Annotated in this window: 16 protein-coding genes; 5 read left to right on the plus strand and 11 right to left on the minus strand. The window is 71.0% G+C overall.

The genetic code is table 11. The features are described 5' to 3' along the window. A partial coding sequence (locus tag MFF42_RS01845; protein ID WP_238254162.1) for a LysR family transcriptional regulator occupies window positions 1-456 on the minus strand: 456 nt, incomplete at its 3' end. 146 nt (window positions 457-602) lie between these two features. Between MFF42_RS01845 and MFF42_RS01850 the strand changes: the two genes are divergently transcribed. Beyond that, entirely contained in the window at window positions 603-2192 is a 1590-nt protein-coding gene (locus MFF42_RS01850) for a catalase (RefSeq protein ID WP_238254164.1), read from the plus strand. 99 nt (window positions 2193-2291) lie between these two features. Here MFF42_RS01850 and MFF42_RS01855 read toward each other — a convergent pair whose 3' ends face one another. The 6 genes from MFF42_RS01855 to miaB all read right to left on the minus strand — a co-directional run bounded on the left by MFF42_RS01855 (window position 2292) and on the right by miaB (window position 9052). Further along, on the minus strand, window positions 2292-2948 hold the full coding sequence (locus tag MFF42_RS01855; protein ID WP_238254174.1) for a BA14K family protein: 657 nt from the start codon (window positions 2946-2948) through the stop codon (window positions 2292-2294). Window positions 2949-3134: 186 nt separating this feature from the next. Continuing rightward, entirely contained in the window at window positions 3135-4838 is a 1704-nt protein-coding gene (gene lnt, locus MFF42_RS01860) for an apolipoprotein N-acyltransferase (RefSeq protein ID WP_238254180.1), read from the minus strand. An 18-nt stretch (window positions 4839-4856) separates the two neighbouring features. Then, window positions 4857-6029 carry a hemolysin family protein gene (locus MFF42_RS01865; RefSeq protein ID WP_238254183.1) on the minus strand — a complete coding sequence of 391 codons (1173 nt, stop codon included), beginning with the start codon at window positions 6027-6029 and terminating at the stop codon, window positions 4857-4859. A gap of 36 nt (window positions 6030-6065) precedes the next feature. After that, the gene (gene ybeY / locus MFF42_RS01870; RefSeq protein ID WP_238254191.1) at window positions 6066-6551 is read right to left on the minus strand and encodes an rRNA maturation RNase YbeY; all 486 of its coding nucleotides are present in this window, start codon (window positions 6549-6551) and stop codon (window positions 6066-6068) included. Window positions 6552-6568: 17 nt separating this feature from the next. Continuing rightward, window positions 6569-7675, minus strand: coding sequence for a PhoH family protein (locus tag MFF42_RS01875; protein WP_238254193.1), 1107 nt, complete (start codon window positions 7673-7675; stop codon window positions 6569-6571). Between the two features lie 36 nt (window positions 7676-7711). Then, complete coding sequence (gene miaB, locus MFF42_RS01880) at window positions 7712-9052, minus strand: tRNA (N6-isopentenyl adenosine(37)-C2)-methylthiotransferase MiaB (RefSeq protein WP_238254210.1); 1341 nt, start codon at window positions 9050-9052, stop codon at window positions 7712-7714. Between the two features lie 129 nt (window positions 9053-9181). Here miaB and MFF42_RS01885 point away from each other — a divergent pair, with 129 nt between their 5' ends. Further along, the gene (locus MFF42_RS01885; RefSeq protein WP_238254212.1) at window positions 9182-9622 is read left to right on the plus strand and encodes an MEKHLA domain-containing protein; all 441 of its coding nucleotides are present in this window, start codon (window positions 9182-9184) and stop codon (window positions 9620-9622) included. 4 nt (window positions 9623-9626) lie between these two features. On the opposite strand, the gene MFF42_RS01890 is transcribed toward MFF42_RS01885, so the two are convergent. The 4 genes from MFF42_RS01890 to MFF42_RS01905 form a co-directional block, all read right to left on the minus strand. Next, a complete protein-coding gene (locus tag MFF42_RS01890) occupies window positions 9627-10505 on the minus strand; it encodes a lysophospholipid acyltransferase family protein (protein ID WP_238254214.1) in 879 nt (292 codons plus the stop codon). A gap of 25 nt (window positions 10506-10530) precedes the next feature. Beyond that, the gene (locus MFF42_RS01895; protein ID WP_238254221.1) at window positions 10531-11052 is read right to left on the minus strand and encodes a GNAT family N-acetyltransferase; all 522 of its coding nucleotides are present in this window, start codon (window positions 11050-11052) and stop codon (window positions 10531-10533) included. Then, window positions 11049-11729 (minus strand): tRNA (adenosine(37)-N6)-threonylcarbamoyltransferase complex dimerization subunit type 1 TsaB, encoded by a 681-nt coding sequence (gene tsaB / locus MFF42_RS01900; protein WP_238254233.1) that lies wholly within the window; start codon window positions 11727-11729, stop codon window positions 11049-11051. The genes MFF42_RS01895 and tsaB overlap by 4 nt, the downstream gene beginning before the upstream one ends. A gap of 150 nt (window positions 11730-11879) precedes the next feature. Next, complete coding sequence (locus MFF42_RS01905) at window positions 11880-12446, minus strand: NifU family protein (protein ID WP_238254235.1); 567 nt, start codon at window positions 12444-12446, stop codon at window positions 11880-11882. 203 nt (window positions 12447-12649) lie between these two features. Between MFF42_RS01905 and rpoZ the strand changes: the two genes are divergently transcribed. The 3 genes from rpoZ to pyrE all read left to right on the plus strand — a co-directional run bounded on the left by rpoZ (window position 12650) and on the right by pyrE (window position 16306). After that, a complete protein-coding gene (gene rpoZ, locus MFF42_RS01910) occupies window positions 12650-13060 on the plus strand; it encodes a DNA-directed RNA polymerase subunit omega (RefSeq protein WP_012455261.1) in 411 nt (136 codons plus the stop codon). A gap of 241 nt (window positions 13061-13301) precedes the next feature. Next, on the plus strand, window positions 13302-15533 hold the full coding sequence (locus MFF42_RS01915; RefSeq protein ID WP_238254237.1) for a RelA/SpoT family protein: 2232 nt from the start codon (window positions 13302-13304) through the stop codon (window positions 15531-15533). 182 nt (window positions 15534-15715) lie between these two features. Further along, window positions 15716-16306, plus strand: a complete 591-nt coding sequence (gene pyrE / locus MFF42_RS01920) for an orotate phosphoribosyltransferase (protein WP_238254240.1) — start codon at window positions 15716-15718, stop codon at window positions 16304-16306. Window positions 16307-16449: the final 143 nt, after the last annotated feature.

A 16449-nucleotide genomic window follows, 5' to 3' on the forward strand; every position in this document is an offset into this window, starting at 1 on the left:
GACCAGGGCCGCGTCGATGCGCCCGTCGCGCAATCCGTCGAGGATCTCGGCGGTGCGCGCCTCGCTGAGCGCCAGCGTCAGCAGGGGGAATTCCTGGCGCAGCAGGCGCAGCACGAGGGGGAAATAGTAGGGGCCCAGCGTCTGGATCGCGGCCAGCACGAGCCGGCCGGTGAGCGGCGAGCCGCGCCCCTCGACGGCGAGCGCCAGCAGGCGCTGCGCCTCGCCGAGCACCACGCGGGCCTGCCGGACGATGCCCTGCCCGGCCACGGTCAACAACACGCGACGGTTGGATCGCTCGAACAAGGTCAGCCCGAGCGCGTTCTCCAGTTTACGAACCTGCACGGAGAGCGTCGGCTGGCTCACGTTGCAGCGCTCGGCGGCCCGGCCGAAATGCCCCTCGTCGGCGACGGCCACGACATATTCGAGATCGCGCAGGGACAGACCGGAGAGGTTCATAGGCTGCATCTATCACAACGTTTGTGACGATGCATTTGCCAATGGGTCATGCCTGGGTCATACCGTCGAAACAGAATGGTTCCAGGCTGTGCGACCGCCCCGGGCGATCCACCCTGAAGCCCTGCCTCCCAAGGAGAGAGTGACGCATGAGCGAGAACCGTCCGATTCTGACGACCCGCCAGGGCCATCCGGTCCGGGACAACCAGAGCCTGCGCACGGTCGGCGAGCGCGGACCGGCGACGCTCGAGAACTACCAGTTCATCGAGAAGATCACCCACTTCGACCGCGAGCGCATCCCCGAGCGCGTCGTGCACGCCCGCGGCGCCGGCGCCCACGGCTGGTTCGAGGCCTACGGCAAGATCGGCGACGAGCCGGCCTCCAAGTACACCCGCGCCCGCGTGCTCAACGAGACCGGCGTGAAGACGCCGATGTTCGTCCGCTTCTCGACGGTCGCCGGCGCCAAGGAGAGCCCGGAGACCGAGCGCGACCCGCGCGGCTTCGCCGTCAAGTTCAAGACCGTCGAGGGCAACTGGGACCTCGTGGGCAACAACCTCAAGGTCTTCTTCATCCGCGACGCGATCAAGTTCCCCGACATGATCCACGCGTTCAAGCCGGACCCGGTGACGAACCGCCAGGAGGCGTGGCGCTTCTTCGACTTCGTGTCGCAGCACCCCGAGTCGATCCACATGGTGACGTGGCTGAAGTCGCCCTGGGGCATCCCGGCCAACTACCGCGAGATGGAAGGCTCGGGCGTCAACACCTACAAGCTGGTCAACGACCAGGGCGAGGCGGTGCTCTGCAAGTTCCACTGGCAGCCCAAGCAGGGCGTGCGGAACCTGACCTCGAGCCAAGCCTCCGAGATCCAGGCCAAGGATGTCGGCCACGCCACGCGTGACCTCTACGACAACATCCAGGCCGGCAATTTCCCCGAGTGGGAGTTCTGCGTTCAGATCATGCCCGACGGCCCGAACGACCACCTCTCGTTCGATCCGCTGGACGACACGAAGCGCTGGCCCGAGGACCAGTTCCCGCTGCTGCCGGTCGGCCGCATGGTGCTCGACCGCGTGCCGGACAACTTCTTCGCGGAGGTCGAGCAGTCGGCCTTCGGCACCGGCGTGCTGGTGGACGGCATCGACTTCTCGGACGACAAGATGCTGCAGGGCCGGACCCTGTCCTACTCCGACACGCAGCGCTACCGCGTCGGCGCGAACTACCTCCAGCTGCCGATCAACGCGCCGCAGCCCGGCGTGAAGGTCTACTCGAACCAGCGCGACGGCGCGATGACCTACGGCGTCGACGGGACGGGCGCCAACAAGCACATCAACTACGAGCCCTCGACGCTCGGCGAGGGCCTCGCCGAGGCGCCGAAGCGCAAGGAGTACCACCAGCCGGTCGAGGGCAACCTCGGTCGCTACCAGACCTCGCGCACCGAGGACGACTACGCCCAGGCGGGCCACCGCTACCGGACTTTCGAGGACTGGGAGCGCGAGGACCTGATCGCCAACCTCGTGGCCGACATGAAGCAGTGCCCGGAGCCCATCCAGCTGCGGATGGTCTGGCACTTCTGGCACGCCGACGAGGATTACGGCCGCCGCGTCGCCGAGGGCGCCGGGATCGATCTGGAGAAGGCCAAGGCCCTGCCGCCGCTGCCGGGCCGAGCCGCCCCGCACAAGCGCCTGACGCCCGAGACCTACACCGAGGGCGGCAACGCCCCGCACAAGGTCGCCGCCGAGTAAGGCAGGCGGTCAGCTAAAATAAAACCCCGCCCGACCGTCAGGTCGGGCGGGGTTTTTGCTTTGGAGGAAGCGCCGCTTGCGGCGCCTCCCTTCCCAGCCTTACGGGCAGGAGCGGCGCACGCCGCGCTTGGCGATGTAGGTCTGGGTCTGCGGGTCGTAGGTCTTGAAACGGCGAGCGCACTCGGCCACCGCGTCGTCGTCGCCGCCGGGCGCGACACCCGTCGTGACCGTCTCGGTGCCGTAGTAGCCGGCCGGCGCGTAGTAGCCGTCGTCGTAGCCATACCCGTAGCCCGGATAGCCATAGGCGCCGTAGAGACCACCGGCGGCGAGGCCGAGGCCGACGCCGAGACCCAGGCCGCCGTAGCCGTAGCCGCGGCGATAGTAGCCGGCGTTCCGCCAGCGGTTGCCGCCGTACCAGCCGCGGTTGCCGAAGCCGGGCCGCACGCCGGCGATCCCGCCGCCATAGCCCGGGCGAACGCCGCCGCCGAAGCCGGGACGGCCGGCGAAGCCGCCACCGCCGATGCCGGGCCGGCCCGCGAACCCGCCGCCGCCGATGCCGCCACGGCCGGCGAAGCCGCCGCCGCGGAAGCCCGGATTACCGAACCCGGCCACGCCACCCGCTCCGAGGGCGCTGCGGAAATTGCCGCCGCCGAGGCCGCCGGAGCCGCCGACGCCGATCGGCCGCGCGTCGGCGCCGGCCGGGAGGTAGGCCAGCGCACCCACGAGGGCGGCAGAGGCCACGATTATCCGCTTCATCGTCATTCCCTTGCAGTTCGAGAGAATGGCCCGCACCGGTCTCCACCGGCAGAATGGCCCGTTATTCTCCGAACGCCGGAAGATGACAGTCGATCCCGAGACAGCGATTGACCGAATGTCGCGCGCTCGTCTCGGATCGTCTTCGCGTGACGACTGCGCGGGACGGTCCCGCGGCGCGGATGTCGGCTACGCCCGGCGGCGCCGGGCCGCGAGCGCGACGAGAAGGCAGAGGATCAGCCCCAAGGCGAACGGCCCATCGCCGAAGGCGGCGTAGAGAGTGCGGCCGGGGAGCCGGACGGGAAGGTCCGCGTCGAGCACGCCCTCGCTCCCGAGGGGAAGGCTCGCGACGACCCGGCCATGGGCGTCGACCACCGCCGAGATGCCGGAATTGGCGTCGCGGACCAGCGGCAGCCCCTCCTCCACCGCCCGCAGGCGGGCCTGGGCGAGGTGCTGGCGCGGTCCCGGCGTGTCGCCGAACCACGTGTCGTTGGTGAGGTTCAGGATCAGGCCCGGCACGGCCGGCGTACCCTCGGCCGGATCGGGGGGCAGGATCGCGCCGGGGAAGATCGCCTCGTAGCAGATCGTGGCGGCGACCGGCGGCAGGCCCGGCACGTTGAGGATGCGCTGACCCGCGCGGTCGCCCGCGGTGAAGCCGCCGGGGACGGAGATGAACTGGCGCAGGCCCGCCGACCGCAGCAGCGCATCGAGGGGACCCGGCAGGTACTCGCCGAAGGGGACGAGGTGGACCTTGTCGTAGATGTCGCCGAACCGCCCACCCGCCCCGATCGTCAGGATCGAGTTGAAGAACACGGCGTTCTCGCGGGTCAGCCGCTCGCCGTTGGGCAGTTCGCGCACCCGCGCGGCGCCGGTGATGAGCTGCTTGCCCTCGGGGAGCGCGGCGCCGATCCGCGCGAGCGCGTCCGGATCGCGCTGGATCAGGAAGGGAAAGGCCGATTCCGGCCAGATCAGGTGGGTGACGTCGGCGATGCCGGTCCGGTCGGGCGAGAGCGCGCGGTCGCTGAGTTCGAGATACTTGTCGACGATCCGCTCGCGGTTGGCGGAGCCGAACTTGTCGTCCTGCGGGATGTTGGGCTGGATCAGCCGCAGGCGCACGCCGGCCACCGTGGGATCCGGCGCGGCGGGCACGCGCCACGCCCCGTAGGCGGCCAGCCCCGCGAGCGCGACGAGCGCCGCCAGCGTCGGCCCGAACCGTCCCCGCGGCGTCGCGCCGGTGGCGAGCGTCGCGGGGGCGGCGGCGATGAGCACGGCGAGCAGGGTCAGGCCGTAGAGGCCGACGAGCGAGGCCGCCTGCATGGTCCAGAGGTTTCCCCCCAGCGCCATGCCGAGGGTGTTCCACGGAAATCCCGTCAGCACGTGCCCGCGCAGCCACTCGGCGGCGGCGAGCCCGAAGGCGAGCGCCGCGATGCGGCCCGCCCCCCGCGACCAGACGAGGCGGGCGGCGGCGAAGCCCGCGGCGGAGAACAGGGCGAGCAGAGCCGGCAGGCCGAGCACGCCGAGGGGGAGCGCCCAGGCGAACTGGTCCGCCTCCACGAGGAAGGCGGTGCCGAGCCACCACAGGCCGGCGGTGAAGTAGCCGAAGCCCCAGGCCCAGCCGATCCCGGCGCAGGCCCGGACCGTGCGCCGGCCCGAGCCGCCGATCGCCGCGCCGTCGATCAGCCAGACGGCGACCGCGAGCGAGACGACGAGCGCCGGGAACAGCCCGTAGGGCGGCATGGCGAGCGCGCCGCAGGCGCCGGCCGCGGCGGCGATGACCCACCGCGTCCAGCCATGGCTCAGGATGATACGGTGGGCGATGGCCTCGAGGGGGCCGATCCGCCCCGCGGCCGGGCGCATCCCGGCGCCGGGCGCGCGGCCGAGCGGAGCGGTCATGCCTTGTCGCCTCGTCCCTTACCGGCCGGATTCGGCGACCTGGGCTCTGTCCGCTTCGGCCGCCTCCGTCCCGGTGGCGTCCATCTCGGGCGCCTGCGGCGCCGGGCGCGGCGGCGGCAGGGCGAGCGGCACCACGGTGCCGATCTTGGCCGGCGCGCGCTGGAGCTTGATCCGCTTCACCCGCCGGGGATCGGCGTCGAGCACCTCGAACTCGATGTCGTCGGGACCGGGGATCCGCTCGCCGCGCACCGGCACCCGGCCGGCGAGCGTCACGATCAGGCCGCCGATCGTGTCGATCTCCGCCGCGAGGTCCCCGACCGCGGTGACGAGATCGAGGCCGGTGGCCTCCGACACCTCGGCGAGGCCGGCGCGGGCGTCGGCGATGTAGGCCTCCGTCTCGCCCTCCATGCGGTTGACGAGCTGGCCCTCGGCCACGTCGTGCTCGTCCTCGATGTCGCCGACCACCATCTCGATCAGATCCTCGATCGAGATCAGCCCGTCGGTGCCGCCGTACTCGTCGATGACGAGGGCCATGTGGGTGCGCGTCGCCTGCATCCGCACCAGCAGGTCGATGGCCGGCATGGAGGGGGGCACGAACAGCACCGGCCGCTGGATGCGGATCGAGGCGAGGGTCGCCGTGAGATCGACCTTGCCGAGATCGAGGCTGCGCAGGGCGCCGCGGGCGGAGGCGGTCCGGCGCGGGCGCGGCGTGGGCTTGGCCTCGGAATCCTCGGTCACGGCATGGGGCACCGGGCGGCGCGGCGCGGCCTCGGCGCGGGTGGCGAGGTATTCCACGAAGTCGCGGATGTGGACCATGCCGCGGGGGTCGTCGAGGGTCTCGCCGTAGACCGGCAGGCGCGAGTGCCCGGCGGTGCGGAACAGCTTCAGCAGGTCGCCGAGGCTGGTGTCGCTGGACACCGCCACGATGTCGGCGCGGGGCAGCATCACGTCGTCGACCCGCACCTTGTGCAGGCCGAGCACGTTCTTGAGCATGGCCCGCTCGAGGGGAGAGAAGGCGTCCTCGCCCGTGTCGGGCTCGGCCAGGGCCTCCTCGATATCGGTGCGCAGGGACTCGCGCGGACGCAGGTGGAAGACGTTCAGCAGACGATCGTACCACGCCTCGCGTGGGGGCGGTTCGGCGTCCGCGGCTGGCGCGGCCAGGGCCGCGCCGCGACTTCGGTCGTTGGTCATGGGTCTCTAGGTTGGATGCGGCGGGAGTGCCGGTTGTCAGTCGTCGTAAGGATTCGGGATGCCGAGAGTCCGGAGCGCGGCGACCTCGAGCGCCTCCATGGCGTCGGCCTCTGCCTCGCCGGTCTCATGGTCCTGTCCGAGAAGGTGAAGGGTGCCATGGACGAGGAGGTGGGCGAAATGGTGCTCGAACGGCTTCGACTGCTCCGCACTCTCGCGCACGAGCGTGTCATACGCAAGAACCACGTCGCCGAGCGGCCGCGCCATGCCGGGCTGCAGCGGCCCGCCCGCGGCCGGAAACGACAGCACGTTGGTGGGCTTATCCTTGTTCCGCCATGTCCGGTTGAGGGTCTGGACGGCGGCGTCGTCCGCCAGCAGGACGCTCACCTCGACCGGACCGGAGGCCGAATCGGGCAGAATGGCCAATCCCGCCTCGACGGCCCGCAGCGCGAAGGCCTCCAGATCGGGGACCGCCTGTTCCCAGCGCGGATCCTCGACGGCGATGTCGATCTCGTTGTCGCTCATGTCGGTCGCGCGAGGGGTCAGGCCAGCGGCCGGCGCCGCGGGTTCGGGTTGCGGTCGGCCTCGGCCTCGCCGTGGGCGGCGGCCTCGTAGGCGGTGACGATGCGGCGCACGAGGTCGTGGCGCACCACGTCCACGTCGCGGAAGCGCACCCGGCCGATGCCCTCGACGCCGTCGAGCACGTTGACCGCCTCGACGAGGCCCGACTTCTGGCCCGGCGGCAGGTCGATCTGGCTCGGATCGCCGGTGATGATCATGCGCGAATTCTCGCCCAGTCGCGTCAGGAACATCTTCATCTGCATCGAGGTGGTGTTCTGTGCTTCATCAAGCAGGACCACGGCGTTGGTCAGCGTGCGCCCGCGCATGAAGGCGAGCGGCGCGATCTCGATGATGCCGGTCTGCAGGCCGCGGTCGACGTGGCGGGCCTCCATGAAGTCGTAGAGCGCATCGTAGATCGGGCGCAGGTACGGATCGACCTTCTCGCGCATGTCGCCGGGCAGGAAGCCGAGCCGCTCGCCGGCCTCGACAGCGGGCCGCGACAGGATCAGGCGCTCGGCGTGGCCCTGCTCCAGCAGCGAGACCGCGTGGCCGACGGCGAGCCAGGTCTTGCCGGTGCCGGCGGGGCCTTCGGCGAAGACGAGTTCGTTGGCGCGCAGGAGCTTGATGTAGTCGCTCTGCGCCGCGTTGCGGGCGCGCACGGCGCCGCGCTTGCGGGTCGCGATCTGCTCGAACTGCTCGCGGCCGTTGTCGGCCGTGATTTCGGCGGAGGGAAACAGGTTGCCCTGGACGGTCACCTCCTGGATCACCCCGTCCACGTCGCCGAGCGTCAGGGTGGTGCCGCCCTTCTGCACGCGGGCGTAGAGCCGCTCGAACACGCGCCGGGCCTTCTCCGCGGCCTCGGGCGTGCCCTTGACCACGAGGTGGTTGCCGAGCGCGGTGCCGGTGATGCCGAGCCGCCGCTCGATATGGGCGACGTTCTGGTCGTACTGGCCGAAGACGAGGCTCGCGAGCCGGTTGTCGTCGAAGGTCAGCGAAACTTCGACCGCTTCGGAGAGGCCCGGACGCCCCGGGGATGGTCGGTTGTTGCGGCCGGCGGGGCCACGGGCGGACGCAACGTCAATCGGCACGCGAGAGATCCGGCATGATGGGATGCCTCATATAGGTCACGCGGCGGCGGCCGCACCCTCCAGCGCCTCGCCGAACAGGCTGTTGGAGCCCGCCCGCGTGATCCGCACCGGGACCAGGGTGCCGATGGTCGAGGGCGGCGCGTCGAACTGCACCGCCTGGAGATGCGGCGTCTTGCCCGCGACCTGTCCCGGATGCCGGCCGGTCTTCTCGACCAGGATCTCGGCGACCGTGCCGACCGCGGCCGCGTTGAAGGCGTGGCGCTGCGCGTCGAGGAGCTGCTGCAGGGCGGCCAGACGCTCGGTCTTCACCGCTTCCGGAACCGCGTCCGCGCGCTCCGCCGCCGGGGTGCCGGCCCGCGGGCTGTACTTGAACGAGAAGGCCGCCGCGAAGCCGATATCGGCGACGAGCCGCATGGTCTCGGCGAAGTCGGCGTCGGTCTCGCCGGGGAAGCCGACGATGAAGTCCGAGGACAGGGCGATGTCGGGCCGCGCATTGCGGATGCGCTCGATCAGCCGGCGGTAGGCGTCGCCGGTGTGGCGCCGGTTCATGGCGTGGAGGATGCGGTCCGAGCCCGATTGCACCGGCAGGTGCAGGTAGGGCATTACCAGCGGGTTCCTTTCGTGCGCGACGATGAGGTCGTCCGCGAAGTCGTTGGGGTGGCTCGTCGTGTAGCGCAGGCGCAGGAGCCCCGGAACCGAGGCCAGCGCGTCCATGAGCTGCCCCAGGGTCGAGGCCGCCCCGTCCGGCCCGTCGCCGTGATAGGCGTTGACGTTCTGGCCGATCAGCGTGATCTCGCGCACCCCGCCCTCGACGAGGCGGCGCGCCTCGTCCACCACCGCCGCGACCGAGCGCGAGACCTCCGCGCCGCGGGTATAGGGCACGACGCAGAAGGCGCAGAACTTGTCGCAGCCCTCCTGCACCGTGAGGAAGCCGGTGACGCCGCGGTTGCGCCGGGCGGGCAGGTGATCGAACTTGTCCTCGACCGGAAACTCGGTGTCGACGACGCGGCTCTCCCGTGATTGGCGCAGGAGATCCGGCAGGCGGTGATAGCTCTGCGGGCCGACGACGACGTCGACCGCCGGGGCGCGCGCGAGAATCTCGCGCCCTTCCGCCTGCGCGACGCAGCCCGCGACCACGATGCGGGTGTCCTGCCCGCCCTCGGCGCGCTCGCCCTTCAGCACGCGCAGGCGTCCGAGCTCCGAATAGACCTTCTCGGCGGCCTTCTCGCGGATGTGGCAGGTGTTGAGGACGACGACGTCGGCCTCCTCGACCGAGTCCGTCGCGCTGTAGCCCTCGGCCGCCAGCACGTCGGCCATGCGGCCGGCGTCGTAGGCGTTCATCTGGCAGCCGTAGGACTTGACGTAGGCTTTCTTCAAGATCGGGAACCCTGCCGCCGACGGGCGGCGAATTTCGGGGGACTTTCTGCTCGACAGGCCCTCTATCACGGTTCGAGCGCCGACACGATTCTCTTGCTCGCCCCCTCGCCCAGCCGAAGAGTCCCGCCCGTGAACCCTGCCGACGACCCCGCCTTCTTCGCCCTGCTGACCGGCAGCTTCCTGCGCCTCGTCGGCCGCCCGCTGCTGCCGGAGCCGGATCTCGGGCCGGATTGGCTCTACGGGCAGGCGCCCTTCGCCGTGCTCGCCCACGACACCGGCGCCGACCCGCTCTTCGTCTACGCCAACCGGGCGGCGCAGCGGGCGTTCGGCTACACTCTGGAGGAGTTCGTCTGCATGCCTTCGCGGCTCTCGGCGGAGGCGCCGGAGCGGGCCGAACGACAGCGCCTGCTCGACGCGGTCGCCCGCGACGGATTCGTCTCGGGCTATGCCGGCATCCGGGTCGCCAAGGACGGGCGGCGTTTTGCTGTCGCCGAGGGGATCGTCTGGCAGCTGATCGACGGGGGCGGGATCGTCCGCGGGCAGGCGGCGACCTTTCCGCTGCCGGCTTGAGCGCTCACACCGCGGCGATGCCGGGCGCCGAGACGTCGGCGCCCTCCCCGGCCGCCTCCGGCAGAGCCGGCACCGGACGGACGCCGGGCCCGCCGAGGCGGATCTCGCGCAGGCCCCGGCGCACCGCCGCCTCGGCCTGGGCGGTGGCGAGCTTGCGGTCGGTGGCGGCATCGAAGGCGATCGGTGCGCCCCAATCCACGTGGACGTCGATCGGGCCGCGCTCGGCGAACAGGGCGAGATGGGGGGCGAGCTCCATGTCGCCGTACCACGCGATCTCCGGCCGCTCGGCGCGGGTCACGGGCAGGCCGTTGCGGCGCGGATAGGCCAGGGCGAGCGGCTGGAGCCGGATCCGGGCGAGCCCGCCGGCTTCGGCGGAGAGCGCGGCACGCGCCGCGCCGACCAGGGAGGAGCGGAACGGCAGCAGCCGCAAGCCGTCGCCGGTGGTGCCCTCGGCGAACAGCACGATCAGGTCGCCGTTCACGAGGCGCTCGCCGACCGTGGCGTTGACGCTGGCGGTCGCCGCGCGCTTGGCCCGCTCGATGAAGACGGTGCGCTGGAGCTTGGCCAGCGGGCCGATCAGCGGCCAGCCCTCGATCTCCGACTTCGCCACGAAGGAGAGCGGGCGCAGCGAGCCGAGGGCGACGATGTCGAGCCAGGAGACGTGATTGGCGAGCACCAGGGCCGGCTCGCCCGGCGGCGGCGGCGTGCCCGTCTGCGTCACCCGCACCGAGAACAGGCGCAGGAACAGGCGGTGGAACAGCACCGGGATATGCGCGGCGAGCCGCCCGCGGCCGAAGCGCAGGCTGAGCCAGTGCGGCCCGATCACGATCAGGAAGGCCAGGGCCTGGACGAGCAGGCGGAGGCCGATGCCGGCCCGCGTCATCGGGCGGCTGCGCTCGCGCGAGGCCTCACGACAGCGACGCGCTCATGGTCAGCGCGGTCGCCCGGCTGCCGTCGGGCAGCGGGTAATAGCCCTTGCGCTCGCCGACCTTGAGGAAGCCGTGGCGGGCGTAGAGCTTCAGGGCCGGCGTGTTGCCCTCGTCCACTTCGAGATGGACCTTGCGGATGCCGGCGAAGGCCAGGGCCGTCAGGTGCTCGCTCAAGAGCCGCCGGCTGTGGCCGCCGCCGCGGGCGGAGGGCGCAAGCACGATGGTGAGGATTTCCGCCTCGTCCACGGCCTTGCGCGACAGCACGAAGCCCAGCAGCGCGTTGCCGCGGCGCAGAGCGTGCGCCTCGATCGAGCGCTCGCACAGCATCCGCTCGAATTCGTGGGCGGCCCAGGGACGGGCGAAGGCGGTGGCGTGCAGCTTCTCCAGGTCGCCCGCCTGGCCGGCATCCCGCAGGGGCGCGACGTAGGGCACGGAGCCCCAGGTGTCCCACCACGCGGACCACCAGTCGAGCGGCCAGAACGGAGAGACGGTGCGCGTCATGCCCTTGCGAGCCTCGCATGATCCTGCGGCTGGGCGTCCGGCCCGCGCAGGTAGAGGGGGCGCGGCAGCGCCTGGTCCGGATCGGCCACGAGCCCGAGCGAGGCGACCCAGGCGATCTGCGGCGCCCCCGTCTCGGCCACCTCGACGGTGAGCCCGGCCGCGCCCGCCGCCGCGGCGAGGGCGGGCGCGCCGGATCCGGTGAGGATCGCCCGTCGTCCGCCGAGCAGGCTCACCGCCTCCCCGATGGCGACATGCCGGGGCGGGATCACCGTGCCCTCCGTCACGCTCATGGCCTGGAGATAGACGGCGCCGTGGCGGGCATCGATCGCGGCGACCACCGTATCCTCGCCGTTGAGGGCGAGCTGGGGCGCGAGCAGGGCGGACAGGGTGGTCACGCCGACGACGGGAATGCCGGCCGCGAGCCCGATGGCGCGGGCGGCGGAGAGGCCGACGCGCAGGCCCGTATAGCTGCCCGGCCCGACCGTCACCGCGACCCGGTCGAGCCCCTCGAACCCGCCCTCGACCCGGGCCGCCACCCGCTCGATCAGCGGCAGCAGCGCCTCGGCATGGCCGCGCACGAGCGGCATCGACTCCTCGGCGAGCAGGTCGTCGCTGTCGTCGGTGGCCACGCAGGCGGCGCAGGCTTCAAGCGCCGTATCAATGGCAAGGATCCGCAAACGTTCAATCCATCCGGCGGCGGGCCACAGGCGCCCGCCATCGGGTTCAGTTTACGACGAAACGATCGCCCCCGTCAGGGCATCGGGGGCCGGCCTCCCCAAGGAAGCGCGCCGGTGTTGCACCGGTGCCCGCCGCGAGGAGGCGGCGGATCAGATCGCCTGGACTTCCCGCACGGAAGGGAGGAAGTGCCGGAACAGGTTCTGCACGCCCTGCCGCAGGGTCGCGGTGGAGGACGGGCAGCCGGAGCAGGCGCCCTTCATCTCGAGATAGACGATGCCGTCGCGGTAGCCGCGGAAGGTGATGTCGCCGCCATCGCCCGCCACCGCCGGGCGCACGCGGGTCTCGAGCAGGTCCTTGATGGTGGCCACCGTGTCGTGGTCGCCCTCGTCGTAGAACTCCTCCGTCTCGTCCTCCGCGAGCGCCGTGCCCTCGGCGAGGACCGGGCGGCCGGACTGGAAGTGATCCATGATCGCGCCGAGCACGGCGGGCTTCACCTGCGGCCACTCGTTCACGCCGTCGGCCTTGGTGACCGAGATGAAGTCGTGCCCGAAATAGACGCCGGAGACGCCCGGCACCGCGAACAGGGCGGTGGCGAGCGGCGAGCGCTCGGCGCCCGCGGCGTCGCGGGCCTCGAAGGTTCCCTCGGGCAGCACCACGCGTCCGGGCAGGAACTTGAGCGTGGCGGGGTTCGGCGTGGCTTCGGTCTGGATGAACATGAGAAGATTCCTCGGGTCCGCTGGCGCCGGTTCAAGGCCGGCCGGGAGCGGCGCCGGGATCAGCCGGCGCCGCTTTCCATGTGGACCGGGAGAGGCGGATTCTCAACCGGTGACGTGTCTTGTTGCGCGGCGGCATCCGGTGTAGGAAGCCCGTTCATCACGCACATCGTTCGTATCCGCGCCTGAGGAAGGAGCCGCCTCGCATGGCTCGCGTCACCGTCGAAGACTGCATCGAGAAGGTCGAGAACCGCTTCGAGCTGGTCCTGCTCGCCAGCCACCGCGCGCGCCTGCTCGCCGCCGGGGCCCCTCTGACCGTCGAGCGCGACCGCGACAAGAACCCGGTCGTGGCCCTGCGCGAGATCGGCGACGAGACCATCACGGCCGAGGATCTGAAAGAACAGCTCATCCACTCGATGCAGAAATACGTCGAGGTGGACGAGCCGGAGGCCGAGACCGTGCCGCTCCTGTCGAGCTCGCCCGCCGCCGCGGCGGTCGCGCCCCAGTCGTCCTCCGACGACAAGGACGTGCAGTTCGACCGCATGAGCGAGGAAGATCTTCTGCGCGGCCTCGAGAACCTCGCGCCGCCGACCGAGACCGACGACGAGGGCGAGTAAGCGCCTCCTCGCGCATCGCCTTCAGCGTTTCACGCCCGCCCTCGTTCCCCGAGCGGCGGGCGTTCTCGTCTGGCGGCCCCATTCGTCCAGCCACCCATTCGGGAAAGTGGGAACGGCTGCGCACCTCCCGCGACGCCGTGGGTCTGGCGAAACGGCGGCCGATGCTGGAAGGTGGTGGGCGATCGACCGCGGCCGCGTCCGGCCGGGCTTCCGACACAGTGAGAGCAGGATCCTTCGGCGGATGATGCGCCAGTACGAACTCGTGGAGCGGGTCAAGCGCTACAATCCGGCCGCGAACGAGGCGCTTCTGAACCGCGCCTACGTCTACGCCATGCGGGCGCACGGCACGCAGAAGCGCGCCTCGGGCGACCCGTTCTTCGCCCATCCCCTCGAAGTCGCCGCGATCCTCACCGACCTGCGCCTCGACGACGCCACCATCGTCGCCGCGGTCCTGCACGACACGGTGGAGGACACCGCCGCCACCCTCGACGAGATCCGCGAGATCTTCGGGCCGGAGATCGGCGCGCTGGTGGACGGGCTGACCAAGCTCAAGCGCCTCGATCTCGTCTCGAAGCGGGCGGTGCAGGGCGAGAATTTCCGCAAATTGCTCCTGGCGGTGGCCGAGGACGTGCGGGTGCTGCTCGTCAAGCTCGCCGACCGCCTGCACAACATGCGCACGCTTCACTTCATGCGCGACGACAAGCGGGCGCGGATCGCCGAGGAGACCCTCGACATCTACGCCCCGCTCGCCGGCCGCATGGGCATGCAGGAGTTGCGCGACGAGCTGGAAGACCTCTCCTTCCGCACCCTCAAGCCCGAGATCTACGCCACCATCACCAAGCGGCTCGAAGACCTCTCGGCCAAGTCCGGCAGCGTCATCGAGAGCATCGAGCACGACCTCACCGCCCGGCTCGCGGCGCGCGGCATCACCGCCCAGGTGAAGGGGCGCCTCAAGAAGCCGTTCTCGATCTGGTCGAAGATGGAGCGCAAGTCGGTCGCCTTCGAGCAGCTCTCCGACATCGTCGGCTTCCGGGTGATCGTCGGCACCGTGGCCGATTGCTACGCCGCGCTCGGCGTGGTCCACACGAGCTGGCCGATGGTGCCGGGCCGCTACAAGGACTACGTCTCGACGCCGAAGCAGAACGACTACCGCTCGATCCACACCACGGTGATCGGGCCGAAGCGCCAGCGCGTCGAGCTTCAGATCCGCACCGCCGAGATGGACGAGATCGCCGAGTACGGCATTGCCGCCCACGCCCACTACAAGGAGGCGGGCAAGGAGGGCGCCGAGGGCGAGGTGCATCCGCGGCTCGCCACCGAGAGCGGCGCCTACCAGTGGCTGCGCCGCACCATCGAGCTCCTGGCCGAGGGCGACTCGCCGGAGGAATTCCTCGAACACACCAAGCTCGAGCTGTTCCAGGACCAGGTGTTCTGCTTCACGCCCAAGGGCCGCCTCATCGCCCTGCCGCGGGGCGCGACGCCGATCGACTTCGCCTACGCCGTCCACACCGATGTCGGCAACACCGCGGTCGGCGCCAAGATCAACGGGCGGCTCGCGCCCCTGCTGCACGAACTCGCCAACGGCGACGAGGTCGAGATCGCCCGCTCCGACGGCGCCTCTCCGCCGGCGGCCTGGGAATCGCTCGTCGTCACCGGCAAGGCCCGCGCCGCGATCCGCCGGGCGACCCGCACCGCCGTGCGGCGGCAATATGCGGGGCTGGGCCGCCAGATCCTCGATCGGGCCTTCGAGCGGGCGGGCAAGAGCTTCTCCGAGGAGAAGCTGCGCGGCGCCCTGCCCCGGCTCGCCCGCGCCTCCACGGAAGACGTCTTCGCCGCCGTCGGTCGCGGAGAGATGTTTTCGGGAGACGTGGTGAAGGCGGTCTATCCCGACTTCAAGGACGAGCGCCGCACCGGCGTGAGCGGCGGTCCGGCGGCCAGCGGGGCGGCGGGGCGGCTCACCCGCTCCAAGGATCAGACCATGCGGCTGACCTTTTCCGGCGAGGCCGACGGCGCCGCGGCGCCGGGCAGCATCCCGATCCGCGGCTTGGCGGGCGACCTGCCGGTGAGCTTCGCCCCGAACGGGGGCGCCCTGCCGGGAGACCGCATCGTCGGCATCCTCACCCCCGGCGTCGGGGTGACGATCTACCCGATCCAGTCGGCGGCGCTCGCCGCCTTCGACAACGAGCCCGAGCGCTGGCTCGACGTGCGCTGGGACGTGGAGGGCTCGCAGGAGCGCTTCCCCGCCAAACTCGCGCTCGAATCGATCAACGAACCCGGCACGCTTGCACAGATCGCCCAGGTGATCGCCGAGCACGACGGCAACATCGACAACGTCTCGATGAAGCGGCGCACGCAGGACTTCACGGACATCTCGATCGATCTCTCGGTGCCGGACCTGAAGCATCTCACCGCCATCGTCGCCGACCTGCGCGGCAAGCGCTCGGTGAGCCGCGTCGAGCGGGTGAACGGCTGATCCGGTTTCCGCTTGGTCAAAGCGGGGACCGGATCAGCAAGCCAGCGCGGCGCCTGAGCGAAGTCCAAATCCGCCATCCCGAAGGGATCCATCGGATTTGGTATGACCCGTCTGCGCGCCGCTTGCGCCCCGTGCGCGTCGCTGCAACAAGCGGCGGAACACGCGCAGGCGAGCCGACTGTCATGACACCGGAAGAAGTTCTCGAAGAGTTCCGTTCCGCGGGTGCCCTGCTGCAGGGACACTTCATCCTCAGTTCCGGGCTCCGCTCGCCGACCTTCCTGCAGAAGATGACGATCTTCTCCGACCCCGCGCGCACCGAGCGGCTGTGCCGGGCGCTCGCCGAGGTCGTCGCCAAGCAGTTCGGCCGGATCGACATCGTTGTCTCGCCGGCCATCGGCGGCATCATTCCCGGCTACGAGACCGCCCGCCATCTCGGCGCCAGGGCGATTTTCGTCGAGCGCGATCCGGGCGGCCCCTTCACCCTGCGCCGCGGCTTCTCGATCCCCGCCGGGGCCCGTGCCGTCATCGTCGAGGACATCGTGACGACCGGGCTCTCCGCCCGCGAATGCCTTGCCTCCCTGAAGGACGAGGCCGGAGAGGTGGTCGGCGCGGCCTGCTTGATTGACCGGTCCGGCGGACGCGGCGAGATCGGACTCCCGCTCGTCTCCCTCGTCACCCTTGATATCCCGACCTACGCCCCCGACGCCCTCCCGCCGGATCTCGCGGCTATTCCCGCGGTCAAGCCGGGCAGCCGAGCGATCCCGGCACCCTGAGCCGAGGCGCGGCAGCGCCGTGCGACCGAACTTCACGCGTGGCTTCGAGCGCCGCCAAAGGTTCCACCAAGATCATCGGCGCCGGCTCGGGCCTGCGGGCAACTTCAAGTATGGTTGAGTTTCATCTGATCCGTTTCACACGA

Source organism: Methylorubrum podarium (genome assembly GCF_022179745.1).
Classification (GTDB): domain Bacteria; phylum Pseudomonadota; class Alphaproteobacteria; order Rhizobiales; family Beijerinckiaceae; genus Methylobacterium; species Methylobacterium podarium.